Consider the following 17563-nt stretch of genomic DNA (forward strand, 5'->3'; position numbering starts at 1 on the left):
GTCGACGGTTCGACAGCGAGAGGGCCGGAACCGGACAGGAAAGAGGGCGCTTTCGGTCCACCGGGTGCGGTGACAAAGCGCCGGACTCTGACATGTATCTTCTTCGGCGACTCCCCCGTTTTCAAGGGGAATCACTACAGATCCAGGTGCAGAAACTGCAGGTTATTGCGGGGCGTTGCCGTGCTTGCGCGAGGGCAGGTCCGCGTGCTTGGCGCGCAGCATGGCGAGCGAACGGATGAGCACCGAGCGGGTCTCGCGCGGGTCGATGACGTCGTCGATGAGTCCGCGCTCGGCCGCGTAGTAGGGGTGCATCAGTTCGTTCTTGTACTCCTCGATGCGCTCCTTGCGCACGGCCTCGGGGTCCTCGGCGGCGTTGATCTCCCGCCGGAAGATGACGTTCGCCGCGCCTTCGGCGCCCATCACCGCGATCTCGTTGGTCGGCCAGGCCAGCGCCAGGTCGGCGCCGATGGAGCGGGAGTCCATGACGATGTAGGCACCGCCGTAGGCCTTGCGCAGCACCAGGGAGATGCGCGGCACCGTGGCGTTGCAGTACGCGTACAGGAGCTTGGCGCCGCGCCGGATGACGCCGTTGTGCTCCTGGTCCACGCCGGGCAGGAAGCCGGGCACGTCGACCAGGGTGACCAGCGGGATGTTGAACGCGTCGCAGAACTGCACGAAGCGGGCGCCTTTCTCGGACGCGTCGATGTCGAGCACTCCGGCCATGGCGGCCGGCTGGTTGGCGACGATGCCGACGACGTGCCCGTCGAGGCGTGCGAAGGCGCAGACGATGTTCGTGGCCCAGGCCGGGTGCACCTCGAAGAAGTCGCCGTCGTCGACGACCTCCTCGATCACCTTGCGGATGTCGTACGCCTGCCCGGCACCGGCCGGGACCAGGTCGAGCAGCGCGTCGTTGACCCGGTCGACGGGGTCGCCGCAGCGCTCCACGGGCGACAGTTCGCGGTTGTTGGCGGGCAGCAGCGAGAGCAGGTAGCGCACGTCCTCGATGCACTCCTCCTCGGTGTCGTACGCCACGTGCGCCACGCCCGAGAGGGCCGAGTGGACGTCGGCGCCGCCCAGGCCGTTCTGCGAGATCTCCTCGCCGGTGACCGCCTTGACGACGTCGGGCCCGGTGATGAACATCTGCGAGGTCTCCCGGACCATGAACACGAAGTCCGTGAGCGCGGGCGAGTAGGCTGCGCCGCCCGCGCACGGGCCGAGCATCACGGAGATCTGCGGGATCACCCCGGAGGAACGGGTGTTGCGCTGGAAGATGCCGCCGTAGCCGGCGAGCGCGGTGACGCCCTCCTGGATACGGGCGCCGGCCCCGTCGTTGAGCGAGACCAGGGGGGCGCCCGCCGCCTCGGCCAGGTCCATGATCTTGTGGATCTTCTGGGCGTGGGCCTCGCCGAGCGCGCCGCCGAAGATCCGGAAGTCGTGCGCGTAGACGAAGACGGTGCGGCCGTGCACGGTGCCCCAGCCGGTCACCACGCCGTCGCTGTACGGCCTCTTGTCCTCCAGCCCGAAGCCGCTGGCCCGGTGCCGGCGCAGCGGTTCCACCTCGTTGAACGAGCCCTTGTCGAGGAGCAGCGAGATCCGTTCCTGGGCGGTCAGCTTGCCCTTGGCGTGCTGGCGTTCGGTGGCCGCCGGGTCGGGGCCCTGCCGGGCGGTCTCCTTGATCTCGGCCAGTTCGTCGACGCGGGCCTGGATCGAGTCCTGCGGTGTGGCTGGTGTGGCTGGTGTGGCCATGGTGTTCCCCACCTCCATGGGTCGCGGTCGTTGGATCAGCGGTCGGCTCCGGGCCGGTACAGCCGGACGAAGTCCGCGACGCCGGCGCGGACGATCGCGTCGCGCTCGAAGTCGGCCAGCGGCAGGGCCCCGTGGAAGGAGCCCTGGACGACGCCGCCGGCGACCAGCTGGATGAAGCGCTCGGCGGCGTGCTCGGGGTCGTCGAAGGAGAGCAGTCCGCGCTCGGCGAGGCGGGCGAGGCGGCGGGCGAGTTCGCGATTGGCCTGCCGGGGCCCCGCGGTGCGCCACATCTCGACCACCCCGGCCGGCCACGAGGCGACCTCCGCGGCCAGGTGCCGCACGATCGCGAAGTGCTCGGGGAAGGCGGCGAGCGGCGTCAGCCAGGCGTGGCCGAGCTCGACGAGGTCCTTCTCCAGATCGGTGATCTCGGCGAGGTGCTCCTCGGCGATGACGGTCAGCGAGGCGGCCACGGCGGCGGCGCCCTCCAGCAGGACGGCGAGCAGCACCTGCTCCTTGCCCTTGAAGTAGTGCGTGACCGTGGCCTCGTCGCGGCCGCACTCCATGGCGATGTCCAGGGCGCTGGTGTGGGTCCAGCCCTCACGGGCGAAGACCGCGCGGGCCGCCTGGACGATGTCCCTGCGCTCCTCCGCCGAGCCGGCCTGTACCGGGGTGGGGGTCGCCTGCTGAATCGTCATCGTGTGTTCCTCCGGGTGAGGTGCGGATCGTGTCGGGCGTACGGGAACGAGGCTCGGTGCGCAGTCGGGCGACAAGCACGGCGACGGCGGCGAGCAGTGTGGCGCCGCCGCCCGCCAGGAGCCCGGAGCGCGCGCCGAACCGTTCGCTGAGGGCGCCGACGAGCAGGGCGCCCAGGGGGGTGGTCCCCTGGAACACGAGCGTGTAGAGGGCCATGACCCGGCCCCGGTAGGCGGGGTCGGTGCCCAGTTGGATGTGGTGGTTGGCGGCCTGGGCGAAGAAGAGGCAGCCGAAGCCGGTGCACAGCAGCAGTACGGCGGCCCACCGGTAGGTGGGGGCGAGCCCGGCCGCGCACTCCAGGGCCCCGGCCCCGAGGGCCGCGCCGATGACGAGGGCGGCCGGGGGCCGTCCGCGCCGGCGTGTGGTGACGAACGCCGCGAGCAGCGAGCCCACCGCGAAGGCGGTGGTCAGCAGCCCGAACTCGGCGGCTCCCGCATGGAATTCGGTCTTGGCGAGCAGGGGCAGGGTGAGTTGGAAGTTGAAGCCCAGCATGCCGACGACGGCCACCAGGACCATCGCGAGCAGCAGGTCGCGGCGGGCCATCAGGTGCCGTACGCCGTCCATGACGGGTGCCCGCGCGGGGCGCTGCGCCGAGCGGTGCAGCTCCGCGGGACGCATCGCGCGCAGGGCGGCGACGGTCGCCAGGTAGCTGACCGCGTTGAGCAGCATCACGGCCGCGGTGCCGAGCCGGCCGATCAGCAGGCCCGCGCACGCGGGTCCCGCCACCCGGGCGACGTTGAAGTACGCGGCACTGAGCGCGGACGCGTTGGGCAGCAGGTCGGCGCCGACGAGTTCGCTGACGAAGGACATCCGGGTGGGCACCTCGACCGCGTTGACGAGGCCGAGCCCGAGGGCGAACAGGCAGACGTGCCACAGGCCGGCCGCGCCGGTCAGCACGAGGACGGCGAGTGCGAGCGACAGGGCGCCCGAGGCGAGGTTGGCGGCCATGAGCAGGCGGCGCTTGTCGTGCCGGTCGGCCAGCGCGCCCGCGTAGAGGGTGAGCAGCAGCAGGGGCGCGAACTGCAGGGCGGTCACGACGCCGAGGGCGGCCGCGGAGTCGCCGGTCAAGGAGAGCACGAGCCAGTCCTGGGCGACGACCATCATCCAGGTGCCGGCGACGGAGACGAGTTGTCCCGCCGCGAACAGCCGGAAGTTGCGCACGGACAGGGACTGGAACGTGCCGGCGTTGGGTGATCTCATCTCATCCCTGGGCGAGGAGAATACGGGCGCACGGCAAGGGAATCTGCCATATATCTTCTTCACCCCCGGCCGGCCGGTCAATGATTCTCATGTCAGATCCCGGTCAGGCCATGTCAGGAATGAGCGGTTCCGTAGCGGGAGGTGAATTCGCGTCAGGGAAATGAAAAAGTCCCACTGAGATTCATCGGATTCGGTCACGTATTACAGGTGACATTCCCCGGGTCTTGCGGCGCGGAGAATCGCGGAAATACCGTTCTCGGGTCCGAAGGCGTCTCCGACCGGAGGTCGCCGAGACTCAGGGGGGTATGCAAGATGTCCGTGGTGACGACCGTCTGTGTGGGAACCGGCTGTGTCCGGCGCGAGGCCGCGGGCCGGGCCAGGCGCCCGGCCGCGCCCGCCGGCCGCCTGTGCCCGGACTGTCATGAGCGCCTGGTGCGGGAGCTGAACCGGCTGCCGGAGCTGTACGAGGAGTGCGCACGCCGTCTCGACGGCAGCGGCGGCGAGCGGGCCGTGGAGAAGACCTCCGGCGGTCCGCTGCCCGGCATGCCCTTCAACCTCCGGGCGGCGGAGGTGCGGACCTCGATCCTCGCGGTGCTCAGCGCCTGGGCGAGCCTGGTGCTGGAGGAGCGGGACCTGGCCGGTCCGCGGCGGGCCGTCGGCCCGCTGGTGCAGTTCCTGACCCGGCACTGCGGCTGGCTCGCGGCGCACGACGCGGCGGGCGAGGTCTGCGCCGAGATCTCCCGACTGGTGCGCAGCGCACACAACGTGATCGACCCCGCGATGACCCGGCGCATACCGGTGGGCGACTGCGTCGAGCCCGGCTGCTCCGGCTCGCTCACCGCGCTCGTACGGCCCCGGCGTCCGCAGCTGCCCGCCACGATCGCCTGCGACGCCGACGAGGCGCATCACTGGGTGGGGCACGAGTGGCTGCAGCTCAGCCGCCGCCTCGCCGCGGCCGGGGCGACGGCGGTGGAAGCGGCCCCCGCGCAGGCCGACGAGGCCGCGGACCGGGAGCCGGAGGTGCGCTGGATGACCGCGGCGGACATCTCCCGGCTGTGGGACATGCCGCCGGGCAGCGTCTACCGCCGCGCCAGCACGCAGAAGTGGCGCCGCCGCAGCCGTTCCGGCCGGACGTACTACCACGCCGGAGACGTCTACGAGACGCTGCACGGACGGGACGCGGCGGCGTAGGCGCTCCGCTGGAAGTGCCGGACGGTGCACGTCGGTCGTCTGCGGCGCCGACGTGGCTGGTCGCGCCCGCGCGGCGGAGCCGCATATCGATGGAGCCCCGCGCCCCTTCGGGGCGCCGCCGAACCGCCGCGGACCTCGCCGGACCCCCACCGGACGTCGCGAGGCCGCCCTTCGGGCGACGACGGGAAGGTGACGACAGGCCCTGGCGCCGCCGGGACGACACACAGGGGCTCCTGACGATTCGTCAGGAGCCCCTGTGCGCACGACGGGTGGTGGGACGGGTGGTGGTTCAGTCCGCGATCTCGCAGATGGCGGCGCCGGAGGTGACGGACGCGCCGATCTCCAGGGACAGCCCCTTGACGGTGCCCGCCTTGTGCGCGTTCAGCGGCTGCTCCATCTTCATCGCCTCCAGGACGACGACCAGGTCGCCCTCCTCGACCTTCTGGCCCTCCTCGACGGCGACCTTGACGATGGTGCCCTGCATCGGGGAGGCGAGGGTGTCACCGGAGGCGGCCGGACCGGCCTTCCTGGCGGCACGCCGCTTCGGCCTGGCCCCGGCCGCAAGGCCCGTACGCGCCAGGGACATGCCCAGCGAGGACGGCAGCGAGACGGCGAGGCGCCTGCCCCCGACCTCGACGACCACGGTCTCGCGCCCGGCCTCGTCGTCCTCCGCGTCCGCCGGGGCGGCGAAGGCGGGGATGTCGTTGACGAACTCGGTCTCGATCCACCGGGTGTGGATCGTGAACGGCTCGTCGGAGCCCGTCAGTTCCGGCGCGAACGCCGGGTCGAGCACGACCTTGCGGTGGAAGGGGACCGCGGTGGCCATGCCCTCCACGTCGAACTCGGCCAGCGCGCGCGAGGCCCGCTCCAGTGCCTCCTTGCGGGTGCGGCCGGTCACGATCAGCTTGGCGAGCAGCGAGTCCCACGCCGGGCCGATCACCGAGCCGGCCTCCACACCCGCGTCCAGGCGCACGCCCGGGCCCGCGGGCGGGCGGAAGACGCTGACGGTGCCGGGGGCGGGCAGGAAGCCCCGGCCCGGGTCCTCGCCGTTGATCCGGAACTCGATGGAGTGACCGCGCAACTGCGGGTCGCCGTAGCCGAGTTCCTCACCGTCGGCGATACGGAACATCTCACGCACCAGGTCGATGCCGGCGACCTCCTCGGTGACCGGGTGCTCGACCTGCAGACGGGTGTTGACCTCCAGGAAGGAGATCGTGCCGTCGCTGCCGACCAGGAACTCGACCGTTCCCGCGCCGACGTAACGGGCCTCCTTCAGGATCGCCTTGGAGGCGCGGTACAGCTCCTCGACCTGGGCGTCGGTCAGGAACGGGGCCGGGGCCTCCTCCACCAGCTTCTGGTGGCGGCGCTGCAGCGAGCAGTCACGGGTCGAGACGACCACCACGTTGCCGTGCCGGTCGGCCAGGCACTGCGTCTCCACATGGCGCGGCTTGTCCAGGTAGCGCTCCACGAAGCACTCGCCGCGGCCGAACGCCGCAACCGCCTCGCGCACCGCCGACTCGTACAGCTCCGGCACCTCCTCCAGGGTGCGGGCCACCTTCAGACCTCGGCCACCGCCGCCGAAGGCCGCCTTGATGGCGATCGGCAGGCCGTGCTCCTCGGCGAACGCGACGACCTCGTCCGCGCCGCTGACCGGGTCCGGCGTGCCGGCCACCAGCGGGGCACCGGCGCGCTGCGCGATGTTCCGCGCGGCGACCTTGTCACCCAGGTCCCGGATGGCGTGCGGGGGCGGGCCGATCCAGATCAGCCCGGCGTCCAGCACGGCCTGGGCGAACTCCGCGTTCTCCGACAGGAATCCGTAACCGGGGTGGACGGCGTCCGCGCCGGAGTCCGCGGCGGCCCGCAACACCTTGGCGATGTCCAGATAGCTGGTCGCCGGGGTGTCACCGCCCAGCGCGAAGGCCTCGTCCGCGGCGCGCACGTGCAGCGCGTCCCGGTCCGGGTCGGCATAGACGGCAACGCTCGCGATCCCGGCGTCCTGGCAGGCCCGGGCCACGCGGACAGCGATTTCGCCACGGTTGGCGATGAGCACCTTGCGCACGACGCGTCAACTCCCCCGAGATTTCGGATACTTACGGCCGGTCCCGTCCTGTGGACGTGGCTGCTGGGCGCTCACCACGCGTAGGCCTCGGGCGCCGGCTTGGCCCCGTTCGGGCCGGGCGGCGGGAAGAGCTGGTCCAGCCTGGCCAGGGTGTCGGCGTCGAGCGTAATCGTCAGCGCGCGCAGCGAGCTGTCGAGCTGCCCGGCCGTACGCGGGCCGATGATCGGGCCCGTCACCCCGTCCTGCGCGAGCAGCCAGGCCAGTCCGACGTGCGCGGGGTCCTCGCCGATCTCGGCGCACAACTTCTCGTAGGCCTCGACGGTGTCGCGGTGCTGGGCGAGCAGGCCGGCCGAGTGCCCGGTGCTGCCGCGGGCCGCGCCGCCCTCCTTCAGCTTGCGCAGGACGCCGCCGAGCACACCGCCGTTCAGCGGCCCCCAGGGGATCAGGCCGATGCCGTAGTGGCGTGCCGCGGGCAGCACTTCGAGCTCGACCCAGCGGGTCATCAGGTTGTACCTCGACTGCTCGCTCACCAGGCCGAGGAAGTGCCGCGACCGTGCGGCCTCCTGCGCCTGGGCCAGGTGCCAGCCGGCGAAGTTGGACGATCCGAAGTAGAGCACCTTGCCCTGCTGACGCAGGACGCTGAACGCCTCCCAGATCTCCTCCCACGGCGTGCTCCGGTCGACGTGGTGCATCTGGTACACGTCGATGTAGTCGGTCCCCAGGCGGGCCAGCGACGCCTCGCAGGCACGCCGGATGTTCAGCGCCGACAGGTACGACTCGTTGGGCCAACCGCCCGTCGGGAGATAGACCTTGGTGGCCAGCACGGTCTTCTCGCGCCGCCCGCCCCCGCCGCCGAACCAGCGGCCGATGATCGGCTCGGTGGGCTGCTCGCCCGGACGCGTGCCGTACACGTTGGCCGTGTCGAAGAAGTTGATGCCGCGCTCGTGCGCCCGGTCCATGATCGTGTGGCTGTCCGCCTCGGAGGTCTGCGTCCCGAAGTTCATCGTGCCGAGTACGAGCCGGGACACGGACAGTCCGCTGCGGCCGAGGTTGGTGTATTCCACGCGTGCCAGTCCTTACGGGTAGTGCTGGATCTGCGACCGCACACCGTGCCGGTGCGGTCGGGGCTTCGGGTGCCGCGCGAGTCCGGGCGGGTCGCGGGCGGCGCGCAGCGGGATCAGGCCGCTGCCGCCAGTTCGGCGTACCACTCGTTCATGCGCGCGGCGTCCGCGTCCCATCCTGGACCCGCCGGCCGGCCCAGGTCCGCCCAGAGCGGTGTGCTGTCGAACCAGTGGTCGGTGGCCAGCATGTCCAGGGCGCGGGCGAAGGCCCCGTCCTCGGTGGGCAGGGCCCGGGCCTGCGCGAGACCCAGGGTGCAGCGGGCCGGCGGCAGCGACGTGCCGGCGGCCACCGCGCGCAACAGCTCGCAGGCCGTGACCGGTTCGGGGTACGCGGCGTGGTAGACGGACGACGACAGCCGCTCGCGCGGGGCGTGGCCGAGCGCCACGAGCAGCGCGGCCAGTTCGGCCACGGCGATGACGGAGAGCCGGGCGTCCCAGCCGGTCGGGGTGCCGGGCAGCGTGCGCAGAAGTCGCCGCAGCCCGGGCACGACCCATGTGTCACCGGGCCCGTACACCAGGTACGGCCGTACGACGATGCCCCCGGCGGCCAGGACGGCGTCCTCGGCCTCGGCCCGGGTCCGCGACGTGGGCGACAGCGGCCTGCGCGGGAGCTGTTCGGGGCGGGCGCGGCGGAAGATGCCGCGCCCGTACACGGAGGCGGTGCTGAGGTACACGATGCGGGACACCCCGGCGCGCTGCGCGTCGGCGACGAGCGCGGCGGTTCCCCGGGCGTTGACGGCCTCGTTGGCCTCGGGGCTCCCGCCGATCTGCGAGGCGCAGTGCAGCACGACGTCGACGCCGTCGCACAGGCCGCGCAGGGAGTCCGGGTCCGCCAGGTCCGCCCGGACGATCCGGGCCCGGGCCGCGCCGGGTGCCCGGGGCGGCCTGCGGTGTGAGGTCAGGGTCAACTGCCCCGCCAGGCGGGCCGCTTCGCGGGCGACATGGGTTCCGATGAACCCGCCCGCTCCGGTGACCAGGAAGTTCGGCACGTGGGCGCTCCGATCGCGTCGGGGGTCAGTGGTTGCGGGTCCGCAGGGTGAGGCGGGCGTCGAAGACGGGCCCGCCGCTTTGCAGTCCGCGCACCCGGACCTGGACGTCGCCGGCCGCGTCGACCCCGGTCGGCTCGGCCTCCACCACGCAGGGCTCGTCGAGTTCGGCGTACCGCTCGAAGGAGCTGTCCAGGCCGATGACGAGGGTGTCGGGCATGCCGGTGACGGCGTGGGCGGCCTGCCGGGCGGCCTCCAGGAGCACCATGCCGGGGACGTGGTCCACGGGGTGGTCGAAGAAGATCGGGTGGTTGCAGTCGACGCGCAGCTCCCACCGGTTGCCGGCGCCGTCCGGGAGCTCGGACAGGACCACGTGCTGCGGGTCGGTGCGCCCGACCAGGGCCGGGTCGATCGGCAGCCCGGGCAGGCGGTCGCAGCGGGTGGGCCGCTCGCCGCGCAGGCGCCGGTAGACGTTCGGCCGTATGCAGCTCATGGTCGCTCCGGCGGTGGCCAGGGCCACGCCGTCGACCATCGCGGTCACCTCGTAACGCATGCCGGCGAAGCTCTTGCCCCGCCGCACGATGTCGTGGCACACCGCGTGCAGTTCGACCTCGGTCGGGACGGGCGTGGCGACGAACAGGGGCGCCGTGGCCGCGAAGAACATCGACCCCATGAGGAACTGGTTGCCGAACTCGACCCCGAACTCGGCGTGCGCGAGCAGGGCCCCCGTCTGGCGAACCGATTCGGCAAGGAGCATCGGGTCCTGGTAGCCGCCCGACTGGGCGAAGAGCGCGTGCCCGCGCGGCCACTGGGATCCCACCACGAAGGCATGGTGCGCGTCCGCCGGCCGCCAGCCGGTGAGCAGGACTTCGGAGACGGCGGCCCGGTGCACGTACTGGCGCGGGACGGTGGTGGTGAACGCAGTGAGCGCGGAGTCGAGCATCGCGGTCATGGCTGGCACTCCTGTCGGTAGTCGGGCAGGAGGGAGCTGACGTGTGGCAACAGCCCCCGGTCCACACTCCCAACAAAATACAGACAGGTCTGTAGGGGAAATCAAGTAAAAAGTTGGAGCCGGGCGCGTCGCAGAGCGGAAGGCCGGAGTCCGGAGAGAGCGGAAGGCGGGAATCCGCTCCTCTCGCACGCCCTGTGCGAGGAGGCCATCACGCAACGAGATCGAATAACAAACAATTTTGACTGTTCTTGGCCAACATACAGCAGCGGAGACCCCGCGTCGCGAACGCGTGACAAATCATCACTTTCCTACGATCGTACGAGGTCAGACGTCGCAAATCGAGCTGGAGCAGGCCATCCCGGCCACATTGACAATCAGACAAGTCTGTTTGGTATGTTCCCGGAGCACCTGAACTTCGACACGAGCATTTGCAGTCGGCCGACACCGGCACGCTCAAGGAGGACCAGTTGAACCAGCAGGTAGCCGACCTGTCCGACTCCCTCACCGTGCGGCACCACACCGTGCCCCAGCACGCCCACCCGGCCGCGCCGCGGCTGCACGTCCCGGTCGAGCACCCCGCCCTGCGCATCCTGGTCGTCGAGAACGAGGAGCGCTCCGCGAAGGCCCTGGTGCAGGACCTGATCCGGCGCGGGTACCGCGCCGACAGCGTGAACACCGGGAGCCAGGCCCTGCGCGTGCACCGCCAGGCCGACCTGATCCTGCTCGACCTCGACCTCACCGACCTCGACGGTCTGGAGGTCTGCCGCAGCATCCGCGCGATGAGCGACACGCCGATCATCGCCGTCACGGAGCGCGGCAGCGAGCTCGACCGGGTCCTCGGGCTGCAGGCGGGCTCGGACGACTACATGGTCAAGCCCTACGGATTCCACGAACTGCTCGCCCGCATAGGGGCGGTGATGCGTCGGGTACGGCCGTCCCCGACGGCCCGCACGATCGAGCACGGCCCCCTGCGCATCGACGCCGATGTCCGCAAGGTCACCCTGCACGGCCGCCCCGTCAGCCTCACGCGCAAGGAGTTCGACCTGCTGCACGCCCTCGCGATCCAGCCAGGCGCTGTGGTCTCCCGGCGGCAGCTCATGACCCAGGTCTGGGATGATGCCTGGTCACACAAGGGACGTACCATCGACACCCACGTCAGCAGCGTGCGCGGCAAGCTCGGATCCAGCCATTGGATCGTTACGGTCCGCGGTGTCGGTTTCCGTCTCGGCGGACCGTGACCGGGTGCCGTACCCACGCCCTGGTGCCGGCGGCGAGAGCCGTCGGCACCAGGGCGTTCGCCGGAACTGTGCGAGGTGTCCGGCTTTCCTCTCGCGCACCACTGGTGAGTCCCGCACATCCAAGTAGAATGCAGACTTGTCTGTATCGATAATTGGCTAGTGGCGAGGACCGGGCATGGCGAAGCAGGAACGCGGAACGCGATCGAGGCAAGCGATCCTGGCGGCCGCCGCCGAGGTGTTCGACCTGCGCGGATACGACGCCGCGAGTACGAACGAGATCCTGGCGCGCAGCGGACTGACCCGTGGCGCCCTGTACCACCACTTCCGCTCCAAGGAGTCGATCGCGGCGGCGCTGTTCGACGCGCACAGCGGGGCCCTCGCCGCCCCCGAGCGGTCCACCAAACTCCAGTCGATCATCGACCTGACCTTCGCCTTCGCGGCTCAGCTCCAGCATGATCCGGTGCTGCGGGCCAGCGTGCGCCTGGCGGTGGAGAAGACGTCGTTCCCGCGCCCGGCCAACACCCCGTACGAGCAGTCGACGGCGGTCATCCACGACCTGCTCGACCAGGCCCGGCAACAGGGCGAGACCCTGCCCGGCGTGGACCTGGCCGACGCCACGACCGTCATCATCGGCGCGTTCACCGGCCTGCAGGCGATGTCGCTCGTCTACACGGAGCGGGAGGACCTGCCCCAGCGCCTCGGCGCGATGTGGCGTTTCCTGCTCCCGGGCCTGGTCACGCCCGGCCTGATCGGCACCCTGCGCGTCACCCCGCCACCCGCGGCCGTCGTCGCCGACGACCGGGCCCGGGCCGAGGCGGCCGCCTCGTAGGACGCGTCGGGTCCGTACCCGGTCGGCGGCGGGCCGACGGGGCGGTGCTACTGGCCCGGCGCGCCCGCGACGGCGGCCGGCGAGAGTTCCGCCTCGCGGTCGGTGTCGCCCTGCGGGGCCTGCGCGAAGAGCGGCAGCAGCGTGTCCCATATCCGCTCGGCGCGCTCCTCGCCCCACCAGAGCTTGTCGGCGTAGCCGAGGGACTCCAGGCCCGCGGTGACCACGACCGCCAGGTCGGCGAGACCCGACCGGTCGGGGCTCGCGGGCGCCTGCGTCATCATCTCGGCGCGCACCCGGTCCAGCACTTCTTCCCGCAGCCGCGGCGGATCCTCGGTGCCGTCGGGCGCCAACCGCAGCCCCGCACGCACCAGTTGATCGTCCGTCAGGGCCTTGCCGAGGGCGATGCTGAAGCGCGCCGGGGCCTCCACGCCGCGCTGGGCGAAACTCTCGTCGGCCAGTGCGAGGACACGCTCCCGGGCCTGCGCGTGGACCTCCCCCACCAACTCCGCGATGGAGCGGAAATGGTGGTAGAGCGCGCCGCGGGTCACGCCTGCGGTGTTGCAAATGTTGACCAGTCCCGCGTCGGCGAGCCGGCGGGTCGCGATGAGTTCCACGGTGGCGCGCACGAGCGCCTGACGGGAAGTTTGCGACCGCTTCTGCATCGCGTATGCCCCTTGCCTGATACGACAGCCCTCAGAACAGCGGTGAGCAGACGCAGACGGGCGCCTCCTCCCGCGGCAACCATACAACCATGCCTGTTTCTTTGGGCACCCGCTGACAGCCTCAAGTAGCAGATTCTCCAGAGATGGCCGGTTACCGCTGGTGAGCGCCCTGTACAGGGAAGGTCCGCCCACCCGACCGGCTCGACCGACAAACAGGTCTGTTTGTTTTTTTCGAGGAACACGCGCGTGCCCCACGGGCACGCGCGTGTTCCTCGGGGTGGTCTCAGTCGCGGCCCTGCGCGGGCAGGGCGCAGGCGGGCTCGGTGGCCGGCACAGGACGCCGCCCGGCCGCGGCGCGGACGCCGGTGAGCTGCAGGACCAGGGCGACGAAGGCCGCCCCGGCCGCGCACAGCGGGAGCGTGGCGCCGCCGAGTCCGGTGGAGAAGGCGAGACCGCCGAGACCCGAGCCGACCGCGTTGCCGAGATAGAGCGCGGACTCGTTCAGGGCGACGGCGACCGGGCCGCCGCGGGCGAGGAGCAGATCGTTCTGACACGGGATCCTGCCCGGCGTCCCCGACCAGGACCTGAGCTGGCCCGGCTGCCTGGATCGCCTCGCCGCCTCCGGCAGCCGGGTGAGCCGGCGCCAGTTCGGACTCCTCGCCCAGGACAACCGGTTCGGCAGCGAACGCGTGTGGCACCTGGCCGGCCTGCCGTACGACCCGGACCCCCTGCACCACATCGAGGCCTGGGCCCCGTGGTACCGCGCCCATGTCCGCACGACCGCGCCCACCGGACACTAGAGTCGGGTCCACGCACGACACACGGGGGCAGTGATGACAGGTCAGTGGGAGACACTCGGCGAGGCCGGCGGCATCGAGGCGTACGTGCACCGCCCGGCGGGTGAGGTGCGAGGCGCCGTGGTGGTCTGCTCCGAGCTGTACGGAGTCAACGCCTACGTCCGCGAGACCTGCGCGCAGCTCGCCGCGGCCGGCTACGCCGCGCTGGCGCCCGACTACTACTGGCGCAACGCCCGCCGCACCGCGCTCGGTTACTCCGCCGAGGAGCGCGAGGACGGTCTGGTGCTGATGCGCGCGCTGGACCGGGACGAGCTGGTGGCCGACGCCGCTGCGGCGCTGGCGGCGGCGCGCGCCGAGGCCAGGGGGCGGGGCGTGGCGTTCCTCGGCCTGAGCATGGGCGGTCACATCGCGATGCGGGCGGCGACCGAGCTGAGCTTCGAGCTGGCCGCGGTCTTCTACCCCGGCTGGCTGCTGAACAGCGGCTTCCCGCTGGTGGGGCCGGTGCCCCCACTGGAGACCAGCGAACGCGTCGCCGCGGGCGGCGCCTTCGTGCTGGGCTTCCGCGGCGAACTGGACCACATCATCCCGGCCGAGGAATGGCAGCAGGCCGAGCAGCGGCTCACCAAGGCCGAGGTGCCGCACGAACTGGTCACCTACCCGGGCGCCCGCCACGGCTTCGCCTGCGCCGACCGCCCCGAGGACTACGACCCGCAGGCCGGCGCCGACGCCTGGCGGAAGGTGTACGCCGCCTTGGCCTCACACCTGTGAACGCGCGCCCTCCCCGCTCGTTCGATGCGCTCGGGGGCGCCCGGACGGTGCTGAACGCCGTACCTGGACGGACGTGTGCGCCGCGACCGGGTGTGACCGGTGGTCCCGCGCCCGGGGCGGTTCAGCGGACCCAGGTGCTGGTGAGGTCCTGGACGGCCGAGCCGTCGAGGTCCGCGAGTGTGGTGGCGACGAAGTCGCGGGCCCATGCCGAGGTCTGGATCCGGAAGGCCGGGCGGTCGGCGGTCAGGGCGTCGATGATCGGGGCGGCGGCCTCGGCCGGGGACTGGGCGGAGCCGAAGGACTGCTGGGTGCGGGCGATGTACGCCTCAAGGGCCGGGGCGTAGGGCCCGGCCGCGGCGAGCAGGGCGGGCACGTCCAGGCCGAGGTTGGCGACGAACTCGCTCGCCACGGCGCCCGGTTCGACCACGGTGACGTCGACGCCCACGGTGGCGGCGACGGGGGCGAGGGACTCCATGAAGCCCTCGACGGCGAACTTGGCCGCGCAGTAGGCCTCGTTGAAGGGCTGACCGAGGACGCCGCCGACGCTCGTGACGGTGATCACGCGGCCCCGGGCGGCGCGCAGGTGCGGCAGGGCGGCGCGCGTGGTGGCCACCACGCCGAAGAAGTTGACCTCCATGGCGGCGCGGACGTCGTCGAGGCCCATCTGCTCGATGGTGCCGACCTGGGCGGCGCCGGCGTTGTTGACGAGTGCGTCGAGGCGGCCGTGCTCGGCGATCACCTCTTCCAGGCAGGCGTCGATGCTCTCGGGGTCGACCACGTCGAGGCGCTTGACCTGGATCAGGTCGGCGACGCCGTTCTCGGCGGCGGCCTTGAGCAGGGCCTGGGCCTTGCCGGTGTCGCGCATGGTCGCGATGGTCGTCCAGCCCGACCGGGCGGCCCCGAGGGCGGCGGCCAGGCCGATGCCGGAGGACGTGCCGGTGATCAGAACCGTCTTCGGGGAGGTCATCAAGGTCTCCTTGCCCGTCGGTGGGACGCGCTGTCGGCGATAACCGGGGAGTTCCCCGGTTAACTGCAACGCTAACCGGGGAACTCCCCGGTTGTCCAGCTAGACTGGCCGCCAGACGAAGGGAGCAGCCTTGACCACCCAGCCGAGCCCGCTGCGCGCCGATGCCCGCCGCAACCGCGAGCGCATCCTCGAAGCGGCCGTGCGCGCCTTCTCCGAGAAGGGCGCGGACGTTCCGATCGACACGATCGCCAAGGCCGCGGGCGTCGGCTCGGCCACGCTCTACCGCCACTTCCCCACGCGCGAGGCACTGGTCGAGGCGGCCTACCGCAACGAGCTGGCCCGGGTCTGCGACAGCGCCGCCGAACTGCTCGCCGACTACCCGCCGGACCGGGCGATGCGCCTGTGGATGGACAGGTTCATCGACTACCTGGCCGCCAAGCAGGGCATGGCGGAAGCCCTGCGGGCCGCGGTCGCCTCCGGCGCGGACCCCTTCGCCGAGAGCCTCGACAAGCTCAGCACCGCGATCGGCACCCTGCTGTACGCCGGCACGGAAGCCGGGCTCCTGCGCTCGGACGTCGAGCCCATCGACGTCGGCCTCAGCCTCAGCGGTGTCGCGCTGATCGCCAGCACCCCGGCCCAACGCGACCGGGCCGGCCGCCTCCTCGACCTGCTCCTCGACGGGCTCCGCTACGGAGCGGGCTGACAAGACGTGTGCGCCGGGCGCGGGACCGCCGGGCGAGCGCACGGGCCGCGTCGAGGAACGGTTCGCTCCGGCGTCGGAGAGGTCCGGGTGCGTCAGCAACCGCTCGGCCTGCCCGCCTGCCGTCAGGGGGGACCGGAGGTTCTCGCCGAACCTCCGGCTGGAATCGTCGGACGCCTCCGTCCGACGTCCAAGTGACCGGATTCGCACCTCAGTTCAGACGAAGCTTGCCCATTGAGTGGGGCTATGTGATCAAATCTACCGATGCGTACCCCCCACACACCGACGCATCACCCTGCCCAGTCCGACGGGCCTCGCACCGAACGGGTTCCGCAGGGCCGTAATCCATACGACGAACTGGCGGCACTCGCGGACCATCCGCTGGACGACCTCCTCACCGAGGACCACGCGCCGGCGCCGCGGGACGAGGACCCCGAGGAGCCCTGGGCCCCGCCCAACCACCGGCGCGGCAGCCGCCGCCGCAATCGCGCCACCGGGCTGCCCACCATGGTCAGACTGCTCGCCTGGACACTCACACTCGCCTGCCTGGTCACCCTCGCCGACCGCTGGGCGTTGCTCTACGCCGAGCACAAGGCCTCCGAACGGCTCAAGGACGAACTGCATCTCGCCGCCGCCCCCGAGGTACAGATCGGCGGGTTTCCCTTCCTGACGCAGCTGGCCCGGCAGCGGCTGGACTCGGTCCGGGTCACCGTCGCGGACATCCCGGCCCAGCGGGTCACCCTCACCCAGGTCACCGCCACCGCGGAGGACATACGTATCGACGGCGACGGCCCCACCGCGGTGCGCGGTGCGCTCGTTCGGCAGATGCGCGGCCGGGTCCTGCTGTCCTTCGGCGACATGAACCGCGAACTCGGTGCCTCGCAGGTGGCCTTCACCGCCCGTGGCCCCGGCCTCGTCCGGGCCCACGGCGCACTCCGCATCGCCGGCCGCGAACTGCGCGTACAGGCCGACGCCCGCATCCGGCGCGACGGGGAGCGCGGCATCGCCACGTCCGTGGACGGCATGCAGGTCGGCATCGGCGACCTCGCGACGTACCGGCCGGGCACCGGGCCCGCCGAGGGCCTCCATCTCACCGATGCCTCGGCGCGCCGGCTCACCCGAGAGGCGGAGAAGATCAAGGCCATGCTGTCCGTGCCGGAGATCGTGCACCGCCTGGGCGTCCCCGACGGCGCGGTGCGCGCCGCGCTGCACGACGAGGACAAGCTGCATCAACTCACCGGCGCGCCGCGTTTCCTGCACGATCTGACGCGCGTGAACCTCGTGGACACGGCGCTCGCCCACCCCGCGCTCCTGCAGCGGCTCGGCCTCGACCTGTCCCTGCTGACCGCACTGACCAAGCTCACCCGCCCCGAGATCGCCGACCGCTTCTCCTTCGCCTTCCGGCTCCCGGAACCGCCCTCGGGCGCCCTGCGCCTGCGCGACGTGACGGTGGACAAGGACGGGATCCGGGCCGATGTGTCGGGGACGGGTCTGCTGCTGGGCCGGTGAGCCCGCCCCTGTTGCCGGACCCCCGTCGCGGCGGCCGTGCCGGGACCGCACACGTCCCCGCCGGTGGGCGGCGGCGGGGATCCGC

At 71.8% G+C, this 17563-nt stretch carries 16 protein-coding genes; 6 read left to right on the forward strand and 10 right to left on the reverse strand.

The features are described from left to right. Positions 1–162: 162 nt before the first annotated feature. Genes ACZ4MF_RS25720 through ACZ4MF_RS25730 form a run of 3 tightly spaced genes read right to left on the reverse strand, consistent with a single transcriptional unit; the run spans position 163 to position 3699 of the window. On the reverse strand, positions 163–1746 hold the full coding sequence (locus ACZ4MF_RS25720) for an acyl-CoA carboxylase subunit beta (protein ID WP_467494283.1): 1584 nt from the start codon (positions 1744–1746) through the stop codon (positions 163–165). A gap of 35 nt (positions 1747–1781) precedes the next feature. Further along, a complete protein-coding gene (locus ACZ4MF_RS25725; RefSeq protein WP_467494284.1) occupies positions 1782–2441 on the reverse strand; it encodes a TetR/AcrR family transcriptional regulator in 660 nt (219 codons plus the stop codon). Continuing rightward, positions 2344–3699 carry an MFS transporter gene (locus ACZ4MF_RS25730; protein ID WP_467494285.1) on the reverse strand — a complete coding sequence of 452 codons (1356 nt, stop codon included), beginning with the start codon at positions 3697–3699 and terminating at the stop codon, positions 2344–2346. Before ACZ4MF_RS25730 ends, ACZ4MF_RS25725 begins: the two co-directional genes overlap by 98 nt. Before the next feature lie 312 nt (positions 3700–4011). Here ACZ4MF_RS25730 and ACZ4MF_RS25735 point away from each other — a divergent pair, with 312 nt between their 5' ends. Further along, positions 4012–4890, forward strand: a complete 879-nt coding sequence (locus ACZ4MF_RS25735) for a hypothetical protein (protein WP_467494286.1) — start codon at positions 4012–4014, stop codon at positions 4888–4890. Between the two features lie 289 nt (positions 4891–5179). Here ACZ4MF_RS25735 and ACZ4MF_RS25740 read toward each other — a convergent pair whose 3' ends face one another. From ACZ4MF_RS25740 to ACZ4MF_RS25755, 4 genes are all read right to left on the reverse strand, one after another. Next, positions 5180–6949: an acetyl/propionyl/methylcrotonyl-CoA carboxylase subunit alpha gene (locus tag ACZ4MF_RS25740; RefSeq protein WP_467494287.1), complete on the reverse strand. Its 1770-nt coding sequence runs from the start codon at positions 6947–6949 to the stop codon at positions 5180–5182. A gap of 71 nt (positions 6950–7020) precedes the next feature. After that, positions 7021–8013: an aldo/keto reductase gene (locus ACZ4MF_RS25745; RefSeq protein ID WP_356030388.1), complete on the reverse strand. Its 993-nt coding sequence runs from the start codon at positions 8011–8013 to the stop codon at positions 7021–7023. A 113-nt stretch (positions 8014–8126) separates the two neighbouring features. Continuing rightward, a complete protein-coding gene (locus tag ACZ4MF_RS25750; protein WP_467494288.1) occupies positions 8127–9059 on the reverse strand; it encodes an NAD-dependent epimerase/dehydratase family protein in 933 nt (310 codons plus the stop codon). A gap of 25 nt (positions 9060–9084) precedes the next feature. Beyond that, positions 9085–10008 (reverse strand): ScbA/BarX family gamma-butyrolactone biosynthesis protein, encoded by a 924-nt coding sequence (locus ACZ4MF_RS25755; RefSeq protein WP_467494289.1) that lies wholly within the window; start codon positions 10006–10008, stop codon positions 9085–9087. Positions 10009–10475: 467 nt separating this feature from the next. Here ACZ4MF_RS25755 and ACZ4MF_RS25760 point away from each other — a divergent pair, with 467 nt between their 5' ends. Together ACZ4MF_RS25760 and ACZ4MF_RS25765 are read left to right on the forward strand one after the other, a co-directional pair. Further along, complete coding sequence (locus ACZ4MF_RS25760) at positions 10476–11246, forward strand: response regulator transcription factor (protein WP_356030391.1); 771 nt, start codon at positions 10476–10478, stop codon at positions 11244–11246. A 175-nt stretch (positions 11247–11421) separates the two neighbouring features. Then, positions 11422–12075, forward strand: a complete 654-nt coding sequence (locus tag ACZ4MF_RS25765) for a ScbR family autoregulator-binding transcription factor (RefSeq protein ID WP_467494290.1) — start codon at positions 11422–11424, stop codon at positions 12073–12075. Between the two features lie 47 nt (positions 12076–12122). Here ACZ4MF_RS25765 and ACZ4MF_RS25770 read toward each other — a convergent pair whose 3' ends face one another. Further along, positions 12123–12737: a TetR family transcriptional regulator gene (locus ACZ4MF_RS25770; protein ID WP_467494291.1), complete on the reverse strand. Its 615-nt coding sequence runs from the start codon at positions 12735–12737 to the stop codon at positions 12123–12125. Between the two features lie 283 nt (positions 12738–13020). After that, complete coding sequence (locus tag ACZ4MF_RS25775; RefSeq protein WP_467494292.1) at positions 13021–13407, reverse strand: hypothetical protein; 387 nt, start codon at positions 13405–13407, stop codon at positions 13021–13023. Between the two features lie 163 nt (positions 13408–13570). Between ACZ4MF_RS25775 and ACZ4MF_RS25780 the strand changes: the two genes are divergently transcribed. Then, a complete protein-coding gene (locus tag ACZ4MF_RS25780; protein ID WP_467494293.1) occupies positions 13571–14302 on the forward strand; it encodes a dienelactone hydrolase family protein in 732 nt (243 codons plus the stop codon). A 121-nt stretch (positions 14303–14423) separates the two neighbouring features. Here the strand turns inward: ACZ4MF_RS25780 and ACZ4MF_RS25785 are convergent, their stop codons facing one another. Further along, entirely contained in the window at positions 14424–15269 is an 846-nt protein-coding gene (locus ACZ4MF_RS25785) for an SDR family oxidoreductase (protein WP_467494294.1), read from the reverse strand. A gap of 130 nt (positions 15270–15399) precedes the next feature. On the opposite strand from ACZ4MF_RS25785, the gene ACZ4MF_RS25790 reads away from it, so the two are divergent. Both ACZ4MF_RS25790 and ACZ4MF_RS25795 read left to right on the forward strand, forming a co-directional pair. Further along, entirely contained in the window at positions 15400–15972 is a 573-nt protein-coding gene (locus tag ACZ4MF_RS25790) for a TetR/AcrR family transcriptional regulator (RefSeq protein WP_467494295.1), read from the forward strand. A gap of 261 nt (positions 15973–16233) precedes the next feature. Then, on the forward strand, positions 16234–17478 hold the full coding sequence (locus ACZ4MF_RS25795) for an LmeA family phospholipid-binding protein (RefSeq protein WP_467494297.1): 1245 nt from the start codon (positions 16234–16236) through the stop codon (positions 17476–17478). Positions 17479–17563 lie beyond the last annotated feature (85 nt).

The organism is Streptomyces sp. NPDC025793 (assembly GCF_055558375.1).

Excerpts from the sequence above, each read along its gene's own strand:
- ACZ4MF_RS25785 (WP_467494294.1), bottom strand. The coding sequence starts at position 15,269 with ATGACCTCCCCGAAGACGGTTCTGATCACCGGCACGTCCTCCGGCATC.
- ACZ4MF_RS25720 (WP_467494283.1), bottom strand. The coding sequence starts at position 1,746 with ATGGCCACACCAGCCACACCAGCCACACCGCAGGACTCGATCCAGGCC.
- ACZ4MF_RS25735 (WP_467494286.1), top strand. The coding sequence starts at position 4,012 with ATGTCCGTGGTGACGACCGTCTGTGTGGGAACCGGCTGTGTCCGGCGC.
- ACZ4MF_RS25780 (WP_467494293.1), top strand. The coding sequence starts at position 13,571 with ATGACAGGTCAGTGGGAGACACTCGGCGAGGCCGGCGGCATCGAGGCG.
- ACZ4MF_RS25725 (WP_467494284.1), bottom strand. The coding sequence starts at position 2,441 with ATGACGATTCAGCAGGCGACCCCCACCCCGGTACAGGCCGGCTCGGCG.
- ACZ4MF_RS25765 (WP_467494290.1), top strand. The coding sequence starts at position 11,422 with ATGGCGAAGCAGGAACGCGGAACGCGATCGAGGCAAGCGATCCTGGCG.
- ACZ4MF_RS25770 (WP_467494291.1), bottom strand. The coding sequence starts at position 12,737 with ATGCAGAAGCGGTCGCAAACTTCCCGTCAGGCGCTCGTGCGCGCCACC.
- ACZ4MF_RS25795 (WP_467494297.1), top strand. The coding sequence starts at position 16,234 with ATGCGTACCCCCCACACACCGACGCATCACCCTGCCCAGTCCGACGGG.
- ACZ4MF_RS25730 (WP_467494285.1), bottom strand. The coding sequence starts at position 3,699 with ATGAGATCACCCAACGCCGGCACGTTCCAGTCCCTGTCCGTGCGCAAC.
- ACZ4MF_RS25755 (WP_467494289.1), bottom strand. The coding sequence starts at position 10,008 with ATGACCGCGATGCTCGACTCCGCGCTCACTGCGTTCACCACCACCGTC.